The organism is Achromobacter sp. T5-5, assembly GCF_055397965.1.
Window position 1 is genome coordinate 1,114,284 of record NZ_AP027919.1, and the last position, 20,660, is coordinate 1,134,943.

The 20,660-nt window shown below is 64.2% G+C and carries 22 protein-coding genes; 10 read left to right on the forward strand and 12 right to left on the reverse strand.

Going from position 1 to position 20,660, the window contains the following annotated elements; all coding sequences use genetic code 11:
- From ACZ50Q_RS05020 to ACZ50Q_RS05035, 4 genes are all read left to right on the forward strand, one after another.
- Positions 1-150, forward strand: a complete 150-nt coding sequence (locus tag ACZ50Q_RS05020) for a hypothetical protein (RefSeq protein ID WP_464080759.1) — start codon at positions 1-3, stop codon at positions 148-150.
- Positions 151-324: 174 nt separating this feature from the next.
- Entirely contained in the window at positions 325-1,341 is a 1,017-nt protein-coding gene (locus tag ACZ50Q_RS05025; RefSeq protein ID WP_464080760.1) for a hypothetical protein, read from the forward strand.
- A complete protein-coding gene (locus ACZ50Q_RS05030) occupies positions 1,338-1,877 on the forward strand; it encodes a hypothetical protein (RefSeq protein ID WP_092580468.1) in 540 nt (179 codons plus the stop codon). Before ACZ50Q_RS05025 ends, ACZ50Q_RS05030 begins: the two co-directional genes overlap by 4 nt.
- Before the next feature lie 58 nt (positions 1,878-1,935).
- The gene (locus tag ACZ50Q_RS05035) at positions 1,936-2,151 is read left to right on the forward strand and encodes a hypothetical protein (RefSeq protein ID WP_464080761.1); all 216 of its coding nucleotides are present in this window, start codon (positions 1,936-1,938) and stop codon (positions 2,149-2,151) included.
- A gap of 127 nt (positions 2,152-2,278) precedes the next feature.
- Here the strand turns inward: ACZ50Q_RS05035 and ACZ50Q_RS05040 are convergent, their stop codons facing one another.
- Genes ACZ50Q_RS05040 through ACZ50Q_RS05060 form a run of 5 tightly spaced genes read right to left on the reverse strand, consistent with a single transcriptional unit; the run spans position 2,279 to position 6,503 of the window.
- A complete protein-coding gene (locus tag ACZ50Q_RS05040; RefSeq protein ID WP_092580470.1) occupies positions 2,279-3,304 on the reverse strand; it encodes a Bug family tripartite tricarboxylate transporter substrate binding protein in 1,026 nt (341 codons plus the stop codon).
- 56 nt (positions 3,305-3,360) lie between these two features.
- Entirely contained in the window at positions 3,361-4,134 is a 774-nt protein-coding gene (locus ACZ50Q_RS05045) for an SDR family NAD(P)-dependent oxidoreductase (protein WP_464080762.1), read from the reverse strand.
- Positions 4,131-4,850: an SDR family NAD(P)-dependent oxidoreductase gene (locus tag ACZ50Q_RS05050; protein WP_092580474.1), complete on the reverse strand. Its 720-nt coding sequence runs from the start codon at positions 4,848-4,850 to the stop codon at positions 4,131-4,133. The genes ACZ50Q_RS05045 and ACZ50Q_RS05050 overlap by 4 nt, the downstream gene beginning before the upstream one ends.
- Before the next feature lie 12 nt (positions 4,851-4,862).
- Positions 4,863-5,759, reverse strand: a complete 897-nt coding sequence (locus tag ACZ50Q_RS05055; RefSeq protein ID WP_464080763.1) for an isocitrate lyase/PEP mutase family protein — start codon at positions 5,757-5,759, stop codon at positions 4,863-4,865.
- Positions 5,760-5,780: 21 nt separating this feature from the next.
- Positions 5,781-6,503, reverse strand: coding sequence for a GntR family transcriptional regulator (locus ACZ50Q_RS05060; RefSeq protein WP_464080764.1), 723 nt, complete (start codon positions 6,501-6,503; stop codon positions 5,781-5,783).
- Between the two features lie 297 nt (positions 6,504-6,800).
- Between ACZ50Q_RS05060 and acnA the strand changes: the two genes are divergently transcribed.
- From acnA to ACZ50Q_RS05085, 5 genes are all read left to right on the forward strand, one after another.
- A complete protein-coding gene (acnA, locus tag ACZ50Q_RS05065; RefSeq protein ID WP_464080765.1) occupies positions 6,801-9,494 on the forward strand; it encodes an aconitate hydratase AcnA in 2,694 nt (897 codons plus the stop codon).
- 30 nt (positions 9,495-9,524) lie between these two features.
- Entirely contained in the window at positions 9,525-10,886 is a 1,362-nt protein-coding gene (locus tag ACZ50Q_RS05070; protein WP_464080766.1) for a dihydroorotase, read from the forward strand.
- Positions 10,887-10,919: 33 nt separating this feature from the next.
- Positions 10,920-11,648, forward strand: a complete 729-nt coding sequence (locus tag ACZ50Q_RS05075; RefSeq protein WP_427970455.1) for an isochorismatase family protein — start codon at positions 10,920-10,922, stop codon at positions 11,646-11,648.
- Between the two features lie 22 nt (positions 11,649-11,670).
- The gene (locus ACZ50Q_RS05080; protein ID WP_464080767.1) at positions 11,671-12,672 is read left to right on the forward strand and encodes a CobW family GTP-binding protein; all 1,002 of its coding nucleotides are present in this window, start codon (positions 11,671-11,673) and stop codon (positions 12,670-12,672) included.
- 346 nt (positions 12,673-13,018) lie between these two features.
- Complete coding sequence (locus ACZ50Q_RS05085; protein ID WP_464080768.1) at positions 13,019-14,002, forward strand: Bug family tripartite tricarboxylate transporter substrate binding protein; 984 nt, start codon at positions 13,019-13,021, stop codon at positions 14,000-14,002.
- A gap of 71 nt (positions 14,003-14,073) precedes the next feature.
- Here ACZ50Q_RS05085 and ACZ50Q_RS05090 read toward each other — a convergent pair whose 3' ends face one another.
- The 6 genes from ACZ50Q_RS05090 to ACZ50Q_RS05115 all read right to left on the reverse strand — a co-directional run bounded on the left by ACZ50Q_RS05090 (position 14,074) and on the right by ACZ50Q_RS05115 (position 18,904).
- Positions 14,074-14,799 (reverse strand): anti-sigma factor, encoded by a 726-nt coding sequence (locus ACZ50Q_RS05090; protein ID WP_092580488.1) that lies wholly within the window; start codon positions 14,797-14,799, stop codon positions 14,074-14,076.
- Complete coding sequence (locus ACZ50Q_RS05095) at positions 14,796-15,365, reverse strand: sigma-70 family RNA polymerase sigma factor (protein ID WP_464080769.1); 570 nt, start codon at positions 15,363-15,365, stop codon at positions 14,796-14,798. The genes ACZ50Q_RS05090 and ACZ50Q_RS05095 overlap by 4 nt, the downstream gene beginning before the upstream one ends.
- Positions 15,366-15,472: 107 nt before the next feature.
- Complete coding sequence (locus tag ACZ50Q_RS05100) at positions 15,473-16,018, reverse strand: DUF3455 domain-containing protein (protein ID WP_092580492.1); 546 nt, start codon at positions 16,016-16,018, stop codon at positions 15,473-15,475.
- Between the two features lie 189 nt (positions 16,019-16,207).
- Positions 16,208-17,212: an aldo/keto reductase gene (locus ACZ50Q_RS05105; protein ID WP_464080770.1), complete on the reverse strand. Its 1,005-nt coding sequence runs from the start codon at positions 17,210-17,212 to the stop codon at positions 16,208-16,210.
- A gap of 24 nt (positions 17,213-17,236) precedes the next feature.
- Entirely contained in the window at positions 17,237-17,704 is a 468-nt protein-coding gene (locus tag ACZ50Q_RS05110; protein ID WP_464080771.1) for a MaoC family dehydratase, read from the reverse strand.
- A 15-nt stretch (positions 17,705-17,719) separates the two neighbouring features.
- Positions 17,720-18,904, reverse strand: coding sequence for a thiolase family protein (locus ACZ50Q_RS05115; RefSeq protein ID WP_464080772.1), 1,185 nt, complete (start codon positions 18,902-18,904; stop codon positions 17,720-17,722).
- Positions 18,905-19,067: 163 nt separating this feature from the next.
- On the opposite strand from ACZ50Q_RS05115, the gene ACZ50Q_RS05120 reads away from it, so the two are divergent.
- Positions 19,068-19,520: a MarR family winged helix-turn-helix transcriptional regulator gene (locus ACZ50Q_RS05120; RefSeq protein WP_464080773.1), complete on the forward strand. Its 453-nt coding sequence runs from the start codon at positions 19,068-19,070 to the stop codon at positions 19,518-19,520.
- A gap of 138 nt (positions 19,521-19,658) precedes the next feature.
- Here ACZ50Q_RS05120 and ACZ50Q_RS05125 read toward each other — a convergent pair whose 3' ends face one another.
- Positions 19,659-20,624, reverse strand: a complete 966-nt coding sequence (locus ACZ50Q_RS05125) for a DUF3829 domain-containing protein (RefSeq protein WP_092580502.1) — start codon at positions 20,622-20,624, stop codon at positions 19,659-19,661.
- Between the last annotated feature and the right edge of the window lie 36 nt (positions 20,625-20,660).

Here is a 20,660-nt window from a genome sequence, read left to right on the forward strand (position 1 = left end):
GTGGGAAAACGGGCGGCCTCGCAGGCGGGCAGCCTGCTGAAGAGGCAGGTGCTGAAGCTGGGCGGGTCGGATCTTTTCATTGTGCCGGCGGATGCAGACATCGCTGCTAACGCCACTCGAGTTCGCCCGCCCACCGAATACTCTAAATAGAGTATGGATCGACCCTTCCCTCTTAATTATCTTTCGCTCTTATGTACAAGCTCGAAGCGCAGTGGCGAAGCGCAAGACTTGCGGACGTGGGGTTGGCTTTCCTCTCCATCAGACTGACCGGACCAGATAACGGTCAACTGCTGACGAAGAATCGTGGGCCTGCATCGGAGCGCAATGATGACGCAAGAATGCCAGGTGCGTGTGGCGTATCCCCGGTTGCGCGGGCTTTGGGCTCTCGTCCTGGCGGGCAGCCTGCTGGGAGGCTGTACTGCGCTGCCCGATACGCGCGGCTTCACGGCGGCCACCATCCAACTCAAGGACGCGGTGGGAACAACCGGCGAGGCAGTCAGAACGGAGGTCGCGTCCGCGAGCAGCGCCGGCGCCATCGCGCTCGACGACGCCTCGATCAAGAAACTGGACGCGGCGTGGTTGGCAACCATGAATTCGCTGGAAGCGATGGTCGCCTACGCGCAGTCCATCGAACAGATTGTCGACTCGGGCAATAGAGGGGCCGAGAGCGCAAGGCAGGTGGCGGATTCTGTCAAGCGACTGGTTGACACAGTCAAGATCGATGCGACGACGGCAGTCAGCGCGGAGGTGGCGGGTCTCGCGGCAGACACCGTTGCATTCGTCTATGGGGAATACGCCAAGCACGTCGCCGCACAGTCACTCGAGGAAGCACTAATCAAGTTTGGCCCCTCGATGGTCAAGATCACCGCCCTGGTTAAAGCGCAAGTCGCAGATGCACGGCGTCTGTTTGTCCTGCAAATCGAGACCCAGGTTCAACACCTGAAAAGCGGCAATGTATATGGGGATTGGATCAAGCGAAACGATGAGCTCGGCATGCAGCAGAAGAGCGCCACGCTGCAATTGCTTGCCTTGACCTCGGGGCCTGCGAGACAGCCTGCCAAGACCAATGAACTGAAGGCCAAACTCGCCCAACTGGACATCGTCCGCCAGCAGATCGCCCCGCACATGGACGAGTACAACGACAAGCTCAAGGAAATTCGGCAACGCGAGAAAGCCGGGCTGTCGATAATTTTGGCCGCCGAGAATGCGCTCGCCACGTGGGGTGCAACGCAGTCCCAGTTGGCACTAGCCGTGAAGGAACGCAAACCTGTCAATGTGGATTCGCTCATCGCGGCGGTCGCCGAAATCAGGACCCTTACGCAAAGGTGGCGTGAACTATGAGCAATATCATCGGATTCGCGGCATGTAGCAAAGAGCTAAAGCGGCTGCTCGACGATGTTGCCAAGATAATTAATGCCGCTAAAGACAAGGACTCGGCAGCGTTTGACGAGGCGGTAATTACGCAGTCGAAAAGGCTCGTGGACTTTACGAATCAGACCGAGGCCGAGGACATCTTCGATGCGGTGGAAGTGGACAACATAAGGAGCATCGACGAGCAAGCGGAAGCAGCACGAAAAGAGATTATGGGCAAAACCGCTGCGGAAATTATCAACGTCATGCATGGCCGGATTGTGTTGCTGAATCAGCTGGAGAAGACGGTCAAGCAGCAAACCGCTGAAAACGAGCATAACGCCAAGCGGATCCGCTTGATCCCGGTACGTAACGCGATTGACGCCGTTACCGAAACGATCGACGCGTTCAAAAAGGCCAGAGACGCGCTGGCCGACGACCAACCGAATGAAGCGAACGTCAAAGCGAGAATCGACGCCGTCCTGCGTGCGATCAGCGCAGTGGAGAAGGCTGCCCAGGATCTATAGCGGTGCGCTGAACACTTGAGAGTAGAGAAGATCATGGCATCAGTGCGTAGGGCGCGACATGTGGCTGTATGGCATCAATTCGCCAGCCGGCCTGGAGCGCCAGCGCGCATCGGTTTCCGAACACTACGAAATGATCGAGCTGGCCGCGACGCATCAATGCGAGGCGATTTCCGCGTTGATCACCCGTCATATCGATTCATGGAAACTGTTGATGACTGCGGCGCTAGAGGCGCTGTTTGGCGATAGGCCGGGGACTAAACCACGCTACTCGTGAAGGTTTGGTTGCACTAAACAGCCTTGGGGAATCGCGAAGGCTCGCACTCTTGGGAGAGTGCGAGCCATGAGCAAGAACACCGCGAACAAGCTTTCCCCTGAAATGCGCGAGCGCGCGGGGATGCTGCCTAGTCGATGCGGGCGCCGGAGATCTTGACCGCCTCGGCCCACTTCGCAATTTCCTTCTGCACGAAGGCCTGGAACTGCTCGGGCGTGCTGGGCGTGAACTCGCTACCGGCGGCTATCATCTTTTCCTTCGCCTTCGGGTCGGACATGGCTTCGCGTATGTCCGCCGAGATCTTATCCACCAACGGCTTGGGCGTGCCCTTGGGAGCAAAGAAGCCAGACCAGGGCGGCGCGGCATAGCCTGCGAAGCCCTGCTCAGCCACTGTCGGGTAGTCCGGCGCGCTTGCAAAACGCTCCGCCGTGGTCACCGCCACGATTTTCAGCTTGCCGCTCTTGGCGTAGGCCTGCACGGCGGGCAGGCCGGTGATGCCCACCTGGATCTGACCGCCCAGCAGGTCGGTCACCATCGGCGCACTGCCGCGATACGGAATGTGCGAGAGCTCGAACTTGCCCTGGCTCTTGATCAGTTCCATGCCCAGGTGCGAAGCGGTGCCGTTGCCGTCGGAGCCATACGAATAGTGCGCATCGGGCTTCTTCAGCAGTGCGATGAGTTCTTGCAGGTTGTTGGCCGGCACATCATTGTTGACGATGATGGCATTGGGATAGAGCGTGGCTTGCGAGACGGCTTCGAAGTCCTTGATCGGGTCGTAGCGCATGTTCTTGTAGAGCGAGGTGTTGATGCCGTGCGACCCCGTGACGCCCAGCACAAGGGTGTAGCCATCGGGCGCGGCGCGCGCCACGTATTCCGAGCCGACGTTGCCGCCCGCGCCCGGCTTGTTCTCGACGACGACTGGCTGACCCCACTTTTTGGACAGGCCTTCGGCTACCAGGCGCGCGGTGAGGTCGGTGGCGCCGCCGGCCGGGAACGGCACCACGATGGTTACCGGTCGCGTGGGAAAGTTGTCGATACCCTGCGCAAAGGCAGGGGCGGTGACAAGCCCGACGGCCCCGGCAAGCGTGGCCAGCATGCCTAGGGCTCTGCGGCGCGACATGCGCGTGTGCGTTGCGGAAGTAATCGAGTGCGTCATGATTCAAGCCCCTTGTTATGTGGTGTAAGCACTGCGTGAATAAAACGGTGACCACGCTATTGCGCGGTGTAGCCGCCGTCGGCACGAATATCCGTGCCCGTGATGAACGAGGCATCCTCGCTGATCAGAAAAACTGCGGTCCGCGCGATCTCTTCAGCGGTGCCGAGCCGCCCGACCGGATATTTGCTGGCTAACGCCGCGTTGGCAGCGTGCGCGCCGCCGTAGCGATCCACCAAGCGGCTGGTCAAGACCGCGCCGGGCGACAGGCTCAAGGCGCGGACGCCGTCGGCGGCATGGTCCACCGCGATGGCGCGCGCCAGTGCGATCAGGCCTGCCTTGCTCGCGCCATAGGCGCCGCGGCCAGGCGCGGCCACGCTTCCTAATTGCGAAGCAATGTTCAGCACGACGCCGCCGCCCGCGCGCGCCATATGCGCAATCGCCCACTTGCTCATCAGCCATGCACCGGTCAGGTTCACGTCCAGCGCGAGCCGCCATTGTTCCGGTGTCAGGTCAGCGACCTTCACGCCTGGCGTGACCGTGGCGGCGTTGTTCACCAACGTGTCGATGGCGCCCCAGTGCGCAGCCACCTGCTCCACGGCCGCCCGCGAGGCGGTGACGTCCGCGATGTCGCAGCTCAGGGCCAGGATTCGGGATGGCGCGACGGCCAGAGTCCGGCAGCATTGCGCCAGCATGTCCGCGTCCCGATCCAGTAAAGCCACGCGGGCGCCCGCATCCAGGCAATGCCTGGCGATGGCCTGGCCCAGCCCGCCGGCAGCGCCGGTCACAATCACAACCTTTCCGTCCAGCACGGGTGCGTTCGCCGTTGTCATGACGTCATTGCTCCCAACGAGGCGCCGCCGCAGACGTAGAGCGTCTGCCCTGTGATGGCTCCCGCCTCGTCGCTCAGAAAGAAGGCGATGGTCGCGGCGACTTCGCGCGCGTCGATCAGGCGGCCCAGCGGCAGGTTCACGCTCGGCGCGGCGCCGCGTTTCGGATCGTGCAACATGGGGGTGTCGACCGCGCCGGGCGCGATCACATTGACCGTGATGCCACGGCCGACGAGTTCTGCGGCCAAGCTTCGCGCCATGCCAATCTGTGCGGACTTGGTGGCGGCATACGCCAAGCGGTGCGCGCGACCCAGCACGGCGCGGCTGGACACCAGCACGATGCGGCCGCGACGGTCGGGGAGTTGCGGCGCCAAGGCCTGGACCAGCGCCATCGGCGCGGCACCATGCAGCCGCCAGAGCAGCTCTGCGTCTTCCGGTCGCGTATCCAGCGCGCCGCCCGTGCGCACCAGGCCCGCGCAGTGCACCAGCGCGGTCGGACCGCAGCCGTCCAGGTCCGCGCACAAAGCGTGCAATGCGGCAGGGTCGGACAGGTCGCAAACAAGGTGGCGGTACTGCGGGTTGTCCTGGACGGCGGCTGGCGCGATGTCCACGCCGGTCACCTGCCAGCCCGCCGCCAGCAGCCGCTGGGTCAACGCAAGGCCGATGCCGGATGCCGCGCCTGTCAGGACGCAATGCGCCGACGCGCTACGCTCGATCATGTCAGTGCCTGGTCAGTTGTCCAGCGTCGTCAGGCGCTTTTCCAGGGCGCGCATCTGCTCGTAGCCCATCAGCTGCATGATGTCTTCGATGCCTACCAGCAAATCGGGACGATCCGCCGGTTCGCCCGTGGTGATTACGCCTTGCATGACCTGCAGGGCCTGGCGCATGCCGTGGATGGCGGCGGCAGGCAGCATGCGTGGGAGGCTGATGCGCTTGACGCCGATTTCCTTCAGGCGCGGCAGTGGAATCAGCGGAGTGGTTGGGCGGTTGCGGATGCCGAAGCCCATGTTGATGCTGACGGGGATGCCCGCGGCGTCCACAAGCCGCTTGATATCGTCCTCGGTGCGCACCGCATCGGGGAACAGCATGTCCGCGCCAGCCTGCGCGTAGGCGCGGGCACGCTTGACCGCGCCTTCAATGCCCTCGATGGCGAGCGAGTCCGTGCGGGCGATGATGACGAAATCGTCGTCACGTCGTGCCAGGCAGGCAGCTTCGATTTTCTTGACCATCTCGGCCTGGCTGACAACGTCTTTGCCGGGCATGTGGCCGCAGCGCTTGGGGCTGACTTGGTCCTCAAGGTTGATGCCTGCCACGCCGGCTTCCTCGAACATCTGCACCGTGTGGTAGACATTGACCGGATTGCCGTAGCCGGTATCCGCGTCGGCGGTAATCGGGATGGAGACGGACCTTGCCAGATGGCGGCAGTGGGTGACGTTTTCGGCCAGGCCCATTACGCCGATATCGGCGATGCCCAGCAGCGCATTCGACACGGCCGCGCCACTGGTGCAGGCGGTCTTGAAACCAGCAGCTTCAACCAGGCGGACGCTGTATCCATCGTAGACACCGGGGGACACGAGGAAGGGTTCGTTCTTCAGCAATTGCCGGAACTGGTGGCGCGGGTTGTTCATGTCGTGCTGCTCCAAAGGGCGTTATGCGGCCGAGACGGGATGCCCGGCAATGCCGGATGCCCCTTCTGCCAGGTGTTCAAAGAGATGTTGCGCTGCGCGTTCGATGTGAGACCGCATGAGCGACTCCGCCAGTTCAGCATCGCGCGCGCGGATGGCGCGCAAGATCTGCCAGTGTTCGGCGTAGGCGTCGTCCTTGCGCTCAAGCACGGTGCCGGAGTGCCGGCGATAGACGCGCAACAGGTGATAGAGGTCGCCGCACAGGGCGTTGATGATGCGGGTGTTGCCGCTGGCCAGCACGATGCGCTCGTGGAAGTCGAAGACACGGGGAGCCGGCGCGCCGCCGCTAGCGGCGGCCAGGCGGCGCTGGCGGTCCTGCTCCAGCTCGACCAGCAACTGCGCGATTTCCTCGTCGCTCATGCGGCGAGTGGCCAAGTTGCAGGCCACGCCTTCCAGCGCCATCCGCATTTGGAACAGTTCCAGCGCGGACTCCGCCGACAGCGTCACGACGCGCGCCTTGATGTAGGGCTCGCGCGTGACCAGTTGAATGCCTTGCAAGCGGCGCACCGCTTCGCGAACCGGGCCGCGGCTGACGCCGAACTCCTGCGCCAGCGCGACCTCATTGATGACGCTGCCCGGCGCAAGCCGGCCTTGGTAGATCGCTTCCAGCACTCGGTCGAACACCACGTCGGCCAACGGGCCGGAGGCGTCTTCCTTGGTGGTGATGGGGGGCGTGGAGATGTTCATAGTGTTAACAGCCTATCAAGGGAGTTATTAAAGTGTCAACTCTTTTGGGATCCGGCTTGGCGCGATGCAGCCCTTCGTTTCCGGGGATTTCTACGGCGAAAAATGGATTTTATGCCTATTTATCAGGGTCTTCCCTAGGTGGTGGGCAAGAGCTCCGTTGTAGGCACTTTTGGTGTGAGGGATGGATGGGCCCGGCAAAGTCCGTAGTCCCATTCTTAGATTCCGCCATAGTGTTGACACTATTGTTTTTAAGGTCGTAAGATGGCCTCAATTGATATTCTCCCGATTACGATTGCCATGATCCAGTCTTTCTCCTGTAGCGGCAGGGCGCTGCGCTACGCGGATCTGTCCGTCGCCGCCCGAGCAGAAGGTCGCGACATCCAGACATATCCCTATGTCATCCGCGTGCTGCTGGAGAACCTTCTGCGGCATCGGGCATGGGGCGCGGCCGTATCCGAAGCGGAAATCACCAGGCTGTGGGATTGGGGAAAGCACCCCGGGGCTGATCTGCCGCTGCATGTTGCCCGCGTGATCCTGCCGGACTCCAGCGGGCTGCCGGTGCTGCAAGACCTGGCAGCCTTGCGCGACGCTGTCGCCCAGGCAGGCGGCGACGCCGCGCAGGTCGACACGCGAATTCCCGTGGATCTGATCGTGGATCACTCGCTTCAGGTCGACTATTGGGGCCAGGCAGGGGCGCTGCAGCGCAATCTGCGCCGCGAATTCGAACGTAACGACGAACGCTACCGATTCCTGAAGTGGGCGCAGCAGGCCTTCAAGGGACTGCGCGTCATCACGCCGGGCATCGGAATTATTCATCAGGTCAACCTGGAGTATTTGGCGCCGGTGGTAGCGCGCCAGACGCGACAGGACGGCGAGTGGGTCTACCCAGATTTCGTGATCGGCGGCGATTCCCACACGCCCATGGTCAACGCGCTGGGCGTGCTGGGTTGGGGAGTGGGCGGCATCGACGCCGAGGCGGCCCTGTTGGGCCACGCCTACACCTTCCCCATTCCGGAGGTTGTGGGAGTGCGGCTGCACGGCGCCATTGAAGCGCCAGCCCTCACCACGGATGCCGCGCTGCTGGTTACGCAGCAACTTCGCGCCGCGGGCGTGGTGGGCAGCATGGTCGAATTCTTCGGCCCGGCGGTGGCGGCGCTCAGTGTGCCCGAGCGAGCCACGATCGCCAACATGGCGCCGGAATACGGCGCCACCTGCGGCTTTTTTCCGATCGACGCACGCACGCTGGATTACGCGCGCATGACCGGGCGCGACGAAGAGCAACTGGCGTTGATTGAAGCCTACGCGCGCGTCAACCTGTTGTGGCGTGACGCTTCGCAAGCGGCGCCCGCCTACAGTCGGGTGATCGATATCGACCTGTCGGCGGCGCGTCCCAGCTTGGCCGGTCCGCGCCGCCCGCAGGACCGCATGGATGTGGCGGATGTTGCCGCAGACTTCCTGCGCCGTCTGAGCGAGCCGCAGTCGGAAGGCGGGTTCGATGTGAATATGGACACCGCACGTCCCGCGAGTCGGGACGTCGTCGGCCATGGCTCGGTGGCACTGGCGGCGATTACCTCTTGCACCAATACGTCCAACCCCAGTGTGATGCTGGCGGCGGGCCTCATCGCACAGAAGGCGCTGGCGCTTGGCCTGACGCCGCCCGCCTGGGTCAAGCGATCGCTGGCGCCCGGTTCGCGTGCGGTCACCCGCTATCTGGAAGCCGCGGGGCTGCTGACGGCTCTGCAAGCCCAAGGCTTTCACGTGATCGGTTACGGCTGCACGACTTGCGGAGGCAAATCAGGTCCCCTGGATTCCGGGGTGGCTGACGCCATTGTCGAAGGCGGCCTGGTTGCCGCCGCCGTGCTGTCGGGCAATCGGAATTTCGAAGGACGCATCCACAAACTCCTGCGCGCCAACTACATCGGGTCGCCCGCGATGGTGGTGCTGTACGCGCTGGCGGGCCGCATCGACGTGGATTTCGAGCACGAGCCGCTGGGGCCGGGCGCGGACGGTGCGCCGGTCTATCTGCGCGATGTCTGGCCCAGCCAAGACGAGATCACGGCCTTGATGCCGTTGGCGTCGGACCCGTCGCTGTTTGCCGAAGTCTATGACCCTGCCAGCCTGGACAGCGCGATCTGGCGAGACTTGTCCGCGCCGGCCGGCTTGCGCTTTCCTTGGGACCCGGATTCGCAATACCTGGTCGAACCTCCGTTCTTCAAAACCGAACCCGGCCGCGACGCGCTGGGCGACCTGGCGGCTGCCCTGGCGCATGGGCGGGTGCTGGCCGCGTTCGGCGATTCGCTGACCACCGACCATATTTCACCCAGCGGCGAGATCCCCGCCGACACGCCCGCGGGCATGTACCTGATCGGCAAGGGAGTGGCGCCGCGCGACTTCAATACGTATGTGGCCCGCCGTTGCAACCACCATGTCATGACGCGTGGCACCTTCGCCAACATCCGCATCAAGAATGCGCTGACACCGGGCGTGGAAGGCGGCGTCACCCGCCACTATCCAAGCGGCAGGCTCATGCCGATTGTCGATGCTGCGACTGCTTACCGCGATGCCGGCGAGGCCTGCGTCATCCTGGGCGGCAAGGACTACGGCATGGGCAGCAGCCGCGATTGGGCTGCGAAGGGGTCGGCGCTGCTGGGCGTGCGCGCGGTGATCGCGGAGTCGTTTGAACGCATCCATCGCGCCAATCTGGTGGGCATGGGCGTTCTGCCGCTGGCGTTCGCGCCCGGCCATGGCTGGCGTCAGTTGGGGCTGACCGGCGCGGAGACGCTGCGCTTGGAGAATGTGACGAATGGCGTGTTGAAGGGGGAACCCATCGACGTGATTGCCGAGGACGGGGATCGCCAGGTGCGCTTCCAGGCCTATGCCCAGGTACTCACGCACGCCGAACGCAAGCTCATCGCGGAAGGCGGGATCCCCGCCAGCGTCCTCAACGCATTTTTGACCGACACGGCGGCCGCCGACGCGGCCCATTGCTGACAACGCGCATCACTCTGGAAACTCGACATCATGCTGGATCTCTTACTGAAGAATGCAAGGCTGCTGCTGCCGCAGCAGGGCCTGACCGAGGGCGTGCTGGGCGTCATTGACGGCCGCATTGCCATCATCGCCGAACCAGGCACACCGCTTGAGGCCCGCGAAACGATCGACTGCCAGGGGCTGTGGGTGCTGCCCGGCCTGATCGACCCTCACGTGCACTTCGGCTTCGGCTCGCCGGAAACCGACTTCGAGACTGAGTCGCGCTTCGCCGCGCTGGGTGGCACCACCACCGTGTTGTCGTTCCATCGGTCCGCGGACATCCGCGAATCATTTGAAAAGGTGCGCGACCGCGCGCTGTCGCAAAGCTGCATCGACTTCGGCTTCCATTTCGGCATCACCAGCAATCTGCATGTGGAAACGCTCGAGGAAATCTCACGCCGTTTCGGCGTGTCGTCCTACAAGCTCTACATGATGTACAAAGGCGCGGCGGGCCTGTCCAAGGGATTTACCGACATCGACGACGGCCTGCTGTATTCGGCCTTGCGCGCCACGGCCGCCATTCCCGGCGCGATCATGGGCGTGCACTGCGAAAACGTCGAGGTCATCCCCGTACTGAGAGATCCCCTGCGCGCGGCCGGCCGCGACGATTTGAAGGCCTGGAACGAGCAGAGCCCGGACTTCCTGGAAGCCGAGAACGTACATCGTGTGTGCTATTTCGCGGCGAAGACGGGCGCCGCGGTCAATATCGTGCACCTGAGCAGCCGCGAAGCGCTGGACGAGGCGCGGCGCCATCGGCGCACGCCGGGCGCGCCGCCCATTTACGTCGAGACCTGCCCGCACTACCTCTTCCTGAACGACGAGTCGCCCGCCGGGACCTATGCCAAGGTCAACCCGCCGGTGCGAGGCCAAAGCGATGTGGAAGCCATGTGGGAGGGCGTGCTGGACGGCTCCATCACCACGATCGGCACCGACCACGTGCCCCGCAAGCGGGCCACCAAGGACACAGATATCTGGGCGGCCAGCAACGGGTTTCCGGGCACCGGCCTGATGTTGCCGATCTTGCTGCACGAAGGCTATCACCGCCGCGGCGTCCCTCTGGAAACGCTGATGAAGGTCAGTGCCGAGAGCTCAGCCCGCATCTATCGCATGCCGGGCAAGGGCAGCATCGAGATCGGCAAGGACGCAGACCTGGTGATCGTGGACCCCGACCTGCAACGCACCGTCGATGCGGCCACCCTGGAATCGAACTCCGACTATTCGCCTTACGAGGGCATGACCCTGAAAGGCTGGCCCATACGCACCCTGGTGCGCGGGCGCACCGTGGCGCAGGACGGCCGCATTACGGATGCGGCCCGTGCCAATCCTGGCGGCCGCTATCTCAAGCGTCTTTGAACTGAACCCATCTCCTTTCCGACGGAAACCACTATGAGCGACACCAAGCGAATCTGGGACGACTTCCTCACCGAACGCGACAAGCAAGTGCTGGCTCAGGCCGGCTACGGCAAGCGCGGCGGTTTCGGCAAGCGTCCCGCGCTTTTCATCATCGACGTGCAATACAACTTTTGCGGCGACACGCCCCAGGACATCCTGGAAGGCCTGAAGCAATATCGCACCCACTGCGGCCGCGAGGCCTGGGACGCGGTCGCGCATATTGTGCCGCTGCTGGAACTGGCGCGCGACAAGAACATTCCCGTCTTCTATACCGAGAGCGGCCGGCGCGCCGACCTGCTCGACAGTGGCGTGCAGGTGGGCAAGAACCACCGGGGCGGTGAAAAGACCGTGCTGGCAAACACCCATGCGACGCAGACCGTGGAGCCGCTGGCCCCGCGCCCGCAAGACATCCGCATCACCAAGCAGAAGCCATCCTGCTTCTTCGGCACGATCTTCATGAGCCACCTGAACTTCCTCGACGTGGACACGCTGATCCTGGTGGGCTGCACGTCGTCTGGATGCCTGCGCGCCACCACGGTTGACGCCTACTCCTACAATTTCAAGGTAATCATCCCCGAAGAGGCGGCGTTCGACCGCTTCCAGGCCAGCCACGCCATGAGCTTGTTCGATCTGAATTGCAAGTATGCGGACGTGATTCCATCCCGCGAAGTGCAGGACTACCTGCGCGGCCTGCCCGCGCCCGCCGATGCGGCCCGTGACTGAACCGGAGCAGGATGCAGACGCCATGGCCATCAATGCCGGACCGCTTCCCGTCTACCTGTTGACCGGCTTCCTGGGAAGCGGCAAGACCACGCTCTTGTCGCGTCTGGTGCGCAGCCCGCGTTTTGCCGATACGGCGGTGGTCATCAACGAGTTCGGCGAGATCGGCCTGGATCACATGCTGGTCGGCAAGGCGGATGACACCGACGTCGTGTTGCTGGATTCCGGCTGCCTCTGCTGCGCGGCGACGAGCTCCCTGCAAGACACGCTGGAGTCGTTGTACTACCGTCGCCTGCGCGGTGAGATTCCGGAATTCAAGCGGGTAGTGGTGGAGACCTCGGGGCTGGCTGATCCGTGTCCGGTCATCAACACGCTATCTGCCGATCCGCTGATCGCCCGCCACTACCGCTTCGGCGGCGTGGTGGCGACGGCGGACGCGCTTCACGGAATGGCCACGCTGGACGCCTATCGCGAAGCCAGCACCCAGGTCGCGATCGCCGACCGCATCGCGCTGACCAAGGTTGATCTGGCCGAGGACGGCGCGATCCAGGCGGTGAAGACAGCGCTGCGGGGATACAACGCCAGCGCACCGATTCGGGCGGTATCGCCCGACACGGTGGATGAGGACGCGCCCGCGCTGTTTGACGGCCTGCGCCCAGAACATCTGGACGCCGCCGTGTTGAGGGAGGCCCCGCCATCCGCCGTGAGGCCGGTGGCGCACGTGTTGCGCTACGGTATTGTGTCCTATGCATTTCGGCAGCATGCGCCGGTAAGCTGGGAAGCCTATGCGAACTGGACCCGGCATATGCAACGCCATGTCGGAGAACGCCTGTTGCGGGCCAAGGGTTTGCTGCGTTGGGACGACGGAAGTCTGCGCGCGGCGCATGGCGTGAGGCTTGTCTTCGCCCCGCCCGAGCCTATTGCCGAGCGGGAAGGCGCCGCGCGGGCGACAGGCGCCATGGTCCTGATCGTGCGAGATCTGTCGGCGGAAGAGGTTGAGCAGGCGATGCAGCCCCTCGGCATGTGAGGCCCGGCAGACGCTTCGCCGAAGGTGTGTTGCTATCCAGCATGCTGCGCAAGTGGCCGACCGCAGTGGGGGCCGGTAAGGCCGAATCTCGCGGTCCATTCACGTTGAGCACGGTTCAAGCTATGACACGAGCAACCACTTTCTATTCAGTGGCGGTCTGCTCCGCCCGCGCTCGTCCCCGAAACACTAGGGTTATCCGGGATTCTTTATGCTTAAACTTTTGTGAAGAATGAGCGGCAGATGCAGGACCGCCGCCACAATGAGGCATCAAGGCGGTTCACCGTGGTGCGGCACGTGACGCACCACTTGAGGGATCGCGGGGTTCCCCCCCACTAAGGAGAGTCGCATGCTGCTGCGTAGACGTTGTCTGGCCTTGATGATGCTGGCGCTGACTGGTTGGGCGACGGCCAGCCATGCGCAAACGCCGTCTCAGGCCTGGCCCGTCAAGCCTGTGCGCCTGGTCGTGGGGCTGGCACCCGGCGGGCTGGTCGACGTGCTCGCGCGCACCGTGCAGCCGCACTTGGCCGAGGCCTTGAAGCAGACCGTTATCGTGGAGAACCGGGGCGGTGCGGGCGGCAACGTGGCGGGTGCCGAGGTGGTGCGCAACGGTAGAGACAACCATACCTTCCTGCTCAATCCATCGACGACCGAATCGGTCAACCCCTTGATGTTCGCCAGCATGCCGTTCGATCCGCAGCGTGACCTGCGGCCGGTCGCCTTGCTGGCCAACAGCCAGTTATTCCTGTTTGTCCGGTCCTCGCTTGGCGTCAATACGCTCGAAGAGTTCGTGGAGTACGCGCGCAAGCGGCCCGATCCGCTGAATTACGGTTCGGCCGGCAACGGGACGACGCCGCATCTGGCCGGCGAGCTGCTCAAGCAGGCGACTGGCATGCAGGCCACCCATGCGCCGTATCGCGGCGTGGCGCCGGCGATACAAGACCTGGCAGCCGGCCAGATCGACTTCGCGTTTGGACCCGCCACGGTCTTCCCCATGGTGCAAGCGGGCAAACTCAAGGTACTGGCGGTGGCGAGCCGGAAACGCGCCGCCGTCGCGCCCGACATACGGACCTTTTCCGAGGCGGGCATCGACGGCGTTTTCGCGGACAGCCTGTTCGGCGTGTATGCCGCCGCTGGCACCCGCGATGATGTGGTCGATCACATGAACGCCGAAATCAACAAAGTGCTTGCGCGGCCAGAGATCCAGGCGCGCTTTCTGGATGCGGGCGCCGAGGCGATCCCCCTGAGCGTGACCGACTATGCCGCGCGCGTGCAGGACGAAAAGAAGTTGTTCGCCCCGTTGATGAAATCGTTGGGGTTGAAGGAACAGTAGATAGCACAACGCTACAAAAGCCGCCGTCTCCTTGCCGTTATCCGGCGCGCGCAGGCTTGAAGCCCAAGCGGCTACATCACCTTTACCGCCCGGCCGATGAACTGGATCGGGCCGGTCGGTTTGCCGGTGGGCGAGCCGGTTGGCGGTTCCAGCGTCAATTCAAATAACTGGTTCGCCTCCAGCGGGGGCAGCTTGTCGAGCGCGATGCGGACCGGCTCGCCGGGTTTGATCAGGCCCAGCGATACCGGGCCGTCCCAGCCGTCGGCCTTGGTCCAGAATTCCAGCGCGCGATCGGCCGGCACCTGCATGGCCGCGATCGGCACCAGTTGCACCTCGCGTTGACCCGCGCTGGCCTGCACCACCCAGCCTGGGGTCTGCGACTGTGGCGCGACCAGCACCACCATGTACTGCACGGGCCCCGGGGCTGGCGCGGGCCGCAGCGCCAGCGTGCCAGCCAGCGCCAGTGCGGCGGCCAGGCCGCTGGCGGCCGCCCCGCGCCAGAAGAACAGGCTGTCCCACCAGCCCGGACGCGTCGGCCGGCGGGTTTGCCGGGCAGCGTTCTGGCGATCCAGCGTTCTGGCGATGCGCGGCCACAGGAGGGGCGACGGCTCGATCGGCACGGCCAGGTCGGTCAGCGGCAGCAGACGCGCTTCCCAGCGGTCCACGGCGGCGCGCAGCGCGGCATCGTGCGGCAGACGGGCGTTGACCTCGTGACGGCGCGCGCCGGACAAGGTGCCAAGCACGTATTCACCGGCCAGTTCGTCCAGGTTTTCGGGGGGGACTGTCGGGGCGCTCATGCCAGGCATTCCTTCAGCGCTTTCAGGCTGCGTTTGATCCAGGCTTTCACGGAGCCGAGGGGGGCGCCCAGGCGCTGTGCGATTTCGCTGTGCGACAGGCCGTCCACGTAGGCATGCAGCACGCAGTTGCGGCGCACGGGTTCCAGTTGTTCGAGGCACGGGCCCAGGCGGCCGGCGCTGTCACGCCATTCGAAGGCGTCGCGCGTGTCGTGCCAGGCGTCGATCGCATCGCGCGCATCCAGCGCGGCGGCGGTCTCGTCGTCGACGGCGGTTTCGTGGCGGCCGTCCCGCACGGCGTTCAACGCCAGATTGCGTGCGACGCTGTAGAGCCAGCCGCGCGCCGAGCCGCGCGCGGCGTCGAAGCTGCCAGCCCGATTCCAGACATTGACGAACGTGTCGTGCACGATATCTTCCGCTTGGGTGCGGTCACGAACGATACGCTGGGCAACGCCCAGCAGCCGTGGGCCTTCCTGTCGGTACAGGGCTTCCAGCGCCGAGCGGTGCCCCGCGGCGCACTGCTCGAGGGCGGCTTTGTAGTCGAAATCCGGTACAGGTCGGTTCGGCATGCGCGCGGGGCAAGGGGTGAGGGATACGGGCCGGGCGGGCAAGCCCCGGGCGGCGGGAAATCCACGCACATGTTAGCGGACTCCCGCCGCCGTGGCCTGGCCGGGTGTCAGTTCGCCTTCCAGAAAATGTAGTCGGCTTGGTACGACACCTGGCTGCGCTGGCCGGCCTGGGTGCAGGGCGTCTGGGGCGCGACGCCGCCCTTGAGCGCCGTGCGCTGGATGTAGGCGACGCCGGTCAGCGCGCCGGCGCCCATGGCGGGATTGGCTTTGACCAGTTGATAGGGCAGGTTGCCCGCGCCGGCCGGCGCCACGGCGACCTGTGTGCCGGTCAGCTTGGAGCCGTCCGAGGCCTCCCAGGTGGCGGGCGGGCCATAGTAGGTGCCCACCTGCTTGCCCTGGCGGTCTTTGAGGACCGCCTTCGGACCGGCGAACACCCATTCCATCTGGTCCTTGGCGTCGGCCTTCGCGCGGCATTCATAGGTGATGTCTCCCGTGCCTACGGTTTCCCAGGCCACTTTGTGGCCGGCGGGCACCTGGACAGCGGCGGGCAGGGCGTCTTGCGAGGCGGCCATGGCCGGCGCTTGCAGCATGCCGCAAGCGGCGAGCAGGGCGGCGGTGAAAAGGCCGGTGGCGGGGGCGGGGCGAGTCGTCATGAGCGGTCTCCTGCGGAATAGGAATCTTCCGATACGGCGCACGGAATGCGCGCCGTTGCAGGTACTACACGCGAGGGCCGCTTTTGGATGCAGGGCGACAGAATTTTTTTTGGCGCGAGGGAAGGGCTTGGCCTTGTTGGCGCAAGAGGGAGCCATCTTGCCCAGGGGGGGCTCATGGCTCCCGGCGAATCAAGCCACGGCGGTCGACGCGGCAGCTCCCCATGCAATGGGTGTCCGCACCCGCGTGGCGTCCGACAGGCTGCTCACCGCATCCAGGCGCGCAATCTGCTCGGCGGAGAGGTCCACCGTCAGCGCACCCAGATTGTCCTGCAACTGCTCGTTCGAGCGTGGGCCGACGATAGGAATGGAGCCGTGCGTGCCCGCCCACGCAATGGCGACCTGGCTTGGCGTAACGCCCAGGTCATTGGCGATGGCAATGACGGTGTCAAGCACCGCCGTGCGCTGAGGCGAGTTTTCTGCTTGGAACACGTTGCCTCCGAAGGCCTCGGCACGACCCTTTACGCCCTCGCGGTATTTGCCCGTCAACACGCCGCCGCCCAGCGGCGACCAGGTCACGACGCCCAGGCCTAATGCGTTGGAGGCAGGGAACAGATCGGCCTCGGCTTCCCGGCGCACCAGACTGTGCTCGAACTGCGCGGCGGCAATGGGAACGGTGCGGGTCAGTTCGGCCAGCGTCACTGCACGGGCGAGGCGCCACGCTGGAAAATTCGACATTCCGGCATACAGGATCTTGCCCGCCCGGGCCAGATCTTCGAAGCCGCGCACGATCTCTTCGGTGGGCGTCACGTTATCCGGCCAGTGCACCCAATAGATGTCGATGCGGTCCGTCTTCAGCCGCTTGAGACTTGCCTCAAGCGACGCAACCATCGCTTTGCGGCTGTTTCCCGTCACAAGGCGATTCGCGTTGGGTACCGCGCCGCGTGTGAACTTCGTCGTTAACACGAAATCCTCGCGTCGCCCTTGAAGCAGGTTTCCGAGCAGTTCCTCGGACTGGCCGAACTGGTAGACATCCGCCGTGTCGATGAAGTTGCCGCCGGCATCGCTGTAGCTGTTGAAGATGGCTTCGGCCGTATCCGGATCGGCGCCATGCCCCCAGCCGGTTCCGAAGTTTCCTGTGCCCAACGCGACTTGCGAAACCTGTAGGCCTGTCTTGCCAAATGTGGTGTATTTCATGTCTGTTTCGATAGAAATGATGATTCAGGGGTTGCTCGACGGCGTCGTCCTGCGCAGTACGACAAGGTTGCTCACCGATGTCTGTACGACTTCGCCGTCTTGGTTGAATGTGCTCGTCCGTACTTTGACCAGTCCTTGCCCCGGCCTGGATTTCGATGGTCTGACCTCAAGCACTTCGCTCTCCACGCGGAGTTCGTCGCCCGGACGCACCGGCCGCGGCCAGCGCAATTCGTCGATGCCAGCCCCGACGATGCCGCCCGCGGGCTTGAACTCGCTGTTCACCAGCAGGCGCATGGTCACGGCGGCGGTGTGCCAGCCGCTGGCGGCCAGGCCCCGAAAGATCGACGCCGTCGCGTCGGTCTCATCGAGATGAAAGGGTTGGGGATCGAACTCCGACGCGAAGCGCTTGATACCGCTTTCGTCGATGCGGATACGCGTGGTTCCAGGGTATCGCTGGCCGGGCTCCAGGTCTTCCAGGTAGAGGAATGTCATGGTTGATCGCTCCCGCTAGAGCGCTTCGAGCGCCAGAGCAATGCCCTGGCCGCCACCAATGCACAAGGTCACCACGCCGCGCCTGACTCCATCGCGGCGCATCGAATGCATGAGCCGCGTGGTGAGTACCGCGCCCGTGGCGCCGATGGCGTGTCCGTGGGCGATTGCGCCGCCTTCGACGTTGACGATCTCCTCCGGCAAGCTCAGTTCGCGCAGGCACGCCAAGGTGATCGCTGCAAAGGCCTCGTTGATCTCGATGCGCTCGATGTCTGTGTGTGTCCAGCCTGCGCGGGCCAATGCAAGCTTGACCGCCGGGATCGGCCCCAGCCCAAACAACCCGGGTTCCACGGCGGCCACGCCGAAAGAAGCCAATCTGGCCCAGGGTTGCAGTCCTTGAGCTTCGGCGTAACCGCGCTCGGCCACGATCAGCGCCGCGGCACCGCTGTTGAGCCCCGGGGCGTTGCCTGCCGTGATCGTGCCATCTTTGCGAAACGCCGGCTTCAGTCTGGCCAGCGCGTCCACCGTGGTATCGGGACGATTGGTTTCGTCACGCTCGAACCGAATCGTGCCTTTGCGGTTGGCAAGCTCGATGGCGACGATCTCGTCGTCGAACTTGCCCGCGGCTTGCGCCGCGCTGAAGCGCTGCTGGGAACGCGCGGCCCAGCGATCTTGATCTTCCCGAGTAATCTCATGTTGGCTGACCAGGTCTTCGGTATGCCAACCGGAATGCTGGCCGCTGAAGGCGTCGTTCAGTCCGTCGCGCAACATGCTGTCAAGCATGAGCGCATCGCCCATGCGGACCCCCCAGCGCCCGCCTGGAACCAGATGGGGAGCCTGATCCATGTTTTCCATGCCGCCCGCGATCACCGCGTTGGCATAGCCCGCCGCGATCTCGAGTGCGGCACTGGCGATGGCTTGCGCGCCGGAACCGCAGACTCGATTCACTGTCAATGCAGGCACCGTGACGGGCAGGCCGCCGCCAATGGCAGCCTGCCTGGCAGGGTTCATCTTCACCCCAGCCTGGATCACGTTGCCCAGCACGACGGCATCGATCTTGTCGGCGGCCAAGCCCGAGCGGCGCAGTGTTTCGCGTACCACCGCCGCACCCAGTTCGGGCGCAGGGGTTTCCTTCAGCGTGCCGCCGTAGGCGCCGATGGGTGTGCGCACCGGTGCGCACAAGACGATTTCAGGTTTGCTCATGGGAACTCCTTTCGGTACGAGCAGGGACATCGAGAAGCAGGCAGGTCGGGTTGCCTCGCGTCGGGCAAGGTGGCGAACCGGCCGCCATGCAGAGCACCCGGTATTGCGGCGCTTCATTCACCATATGTTTGTATCTGCAATAGTTGCAGGTACAATATATAGCATGAATAACGCCATCAAGCCGCAAGGCTGTACCAACTTGAAGCTGCGCCAGCTTGATCGCGTGGTGACGCGGCACTACGACCAGTATGTCGCCAGGGCAGGGCTGAAGAACACGCAGTACGCCTTGCTGTCGCACGTGATCAGGCTAGGCCCTATCCGGCCGGGGGATTTGGCGCGTCATATGCAGATGGATGCTTCGACGCTCACGCGCAATTTGCAGCCGCTGGCCGCCCAGGGCTGGCTTGTGATTGGCGCGGGCCCTGATTCGCGCAGCCGTCTGGTTGAAGCGACCGAGGCGGGCATCGCCAAACGCGCGGAGGGACAGCGCGCGTGGAGGCTGGCGCAAACAGCGCTCAATGAACGTCTTGGCGAGGAGCGCGTTGCCGAGCTGCACCGGTTGCTCGACGCTTGCATGGCCTGCCTGGCTGACGAGGCGGGGGAAGACAGCCCATGAGGCGCGGGCAGTCCGGGATGTGGCTTCTTGTGACGGGGAGTGCCCCGGCAGGACATGGGCCGCACATGAAAACAGCGCCCGCATGAGGCGCTGCTTCAGGTTGCGGCCTTGCAAACCGGCCGCAGAGGTAGGCGGCGATCAGCAGCGACCGATGTTCAGGTCGGAGATCAGGTTGTTGAAATTCTGGCGCAGGTCGTTGGCGTCTTCCACGATCGTGAGACGAATCATCTTGAACGCGCCCGTGCGCGCCGCCTCTTCCTTGTAGCGGCCATTGTTGGTGTGCTCCAGGATCTTGCGGCCGGCGGCCAGAAAGCCGTTGACGTCCATCATCATGCTGCTGCAGCCCTTGGGGTCGGCTTCGCGCGTCTTCTTGTCAAAGCCCAGCGCCATTTCATTCATCTTGTCCAACTGCTGCTTGAACGCTTCCTGGTCGGCACCCAGGCCCTTGCCGTCAAAGACGCCCGACGCCTTGTCCATCGTGGCCTTGCCGTAATAGACCATGCCGGCGCGGTAGTAGGCGACCGTGTCCTTCTTGGCCTTTTCGAAGGCCTCCTTGGTGTTGGCCGTGTCCTTGATGGAGATGCCGCGGTAGAAGCCGTTCTCCGCCTTCACGACTTCCGTCAGCGCCGCCACGTAGGCCGGGCTTTTCTCGCGCGCCAGCGTGCCGTTGTCCGACAGGAAGGTCTTGGCGGCCGAATAGTTCTGCAGTTCGTTGCTCAGCGGCGCCAGCTTGCCCAGCGCATCCGAGAATTCCTTGGCCGGTGCGTCGATCTCGGGGATGGGCGTCGTCATCGCCAGTGCGCGGTCGAGTTTCTCCTTGGTGCGCAGGATGGTCGTGTCATTGCTGATGACGAAATCCTTGAGCGGCTTGTTGCTCTTGAGCGCCGGGATGGCATAGGTTTCGTAGCGGTCCAGGGCCTGCTCGAAGGTCGTGGAGATGCTGTTGGCAGTGTCCACGTACAGGTTGTACTTGATGATCTCGGCTTGAGCGGTGGTCGGCTCGGGCGCCTTCGCTTCCTTCTTGGCGCTATCGTCGCCGCACGCGGCGAGCGCCAGCGTAACGGCCAGAATGGCGGACATGCGCAAGGGGCGCGGCATATACATCTTTGTTTCCTGTTGCGGGTGTTATGAAAGGGGACG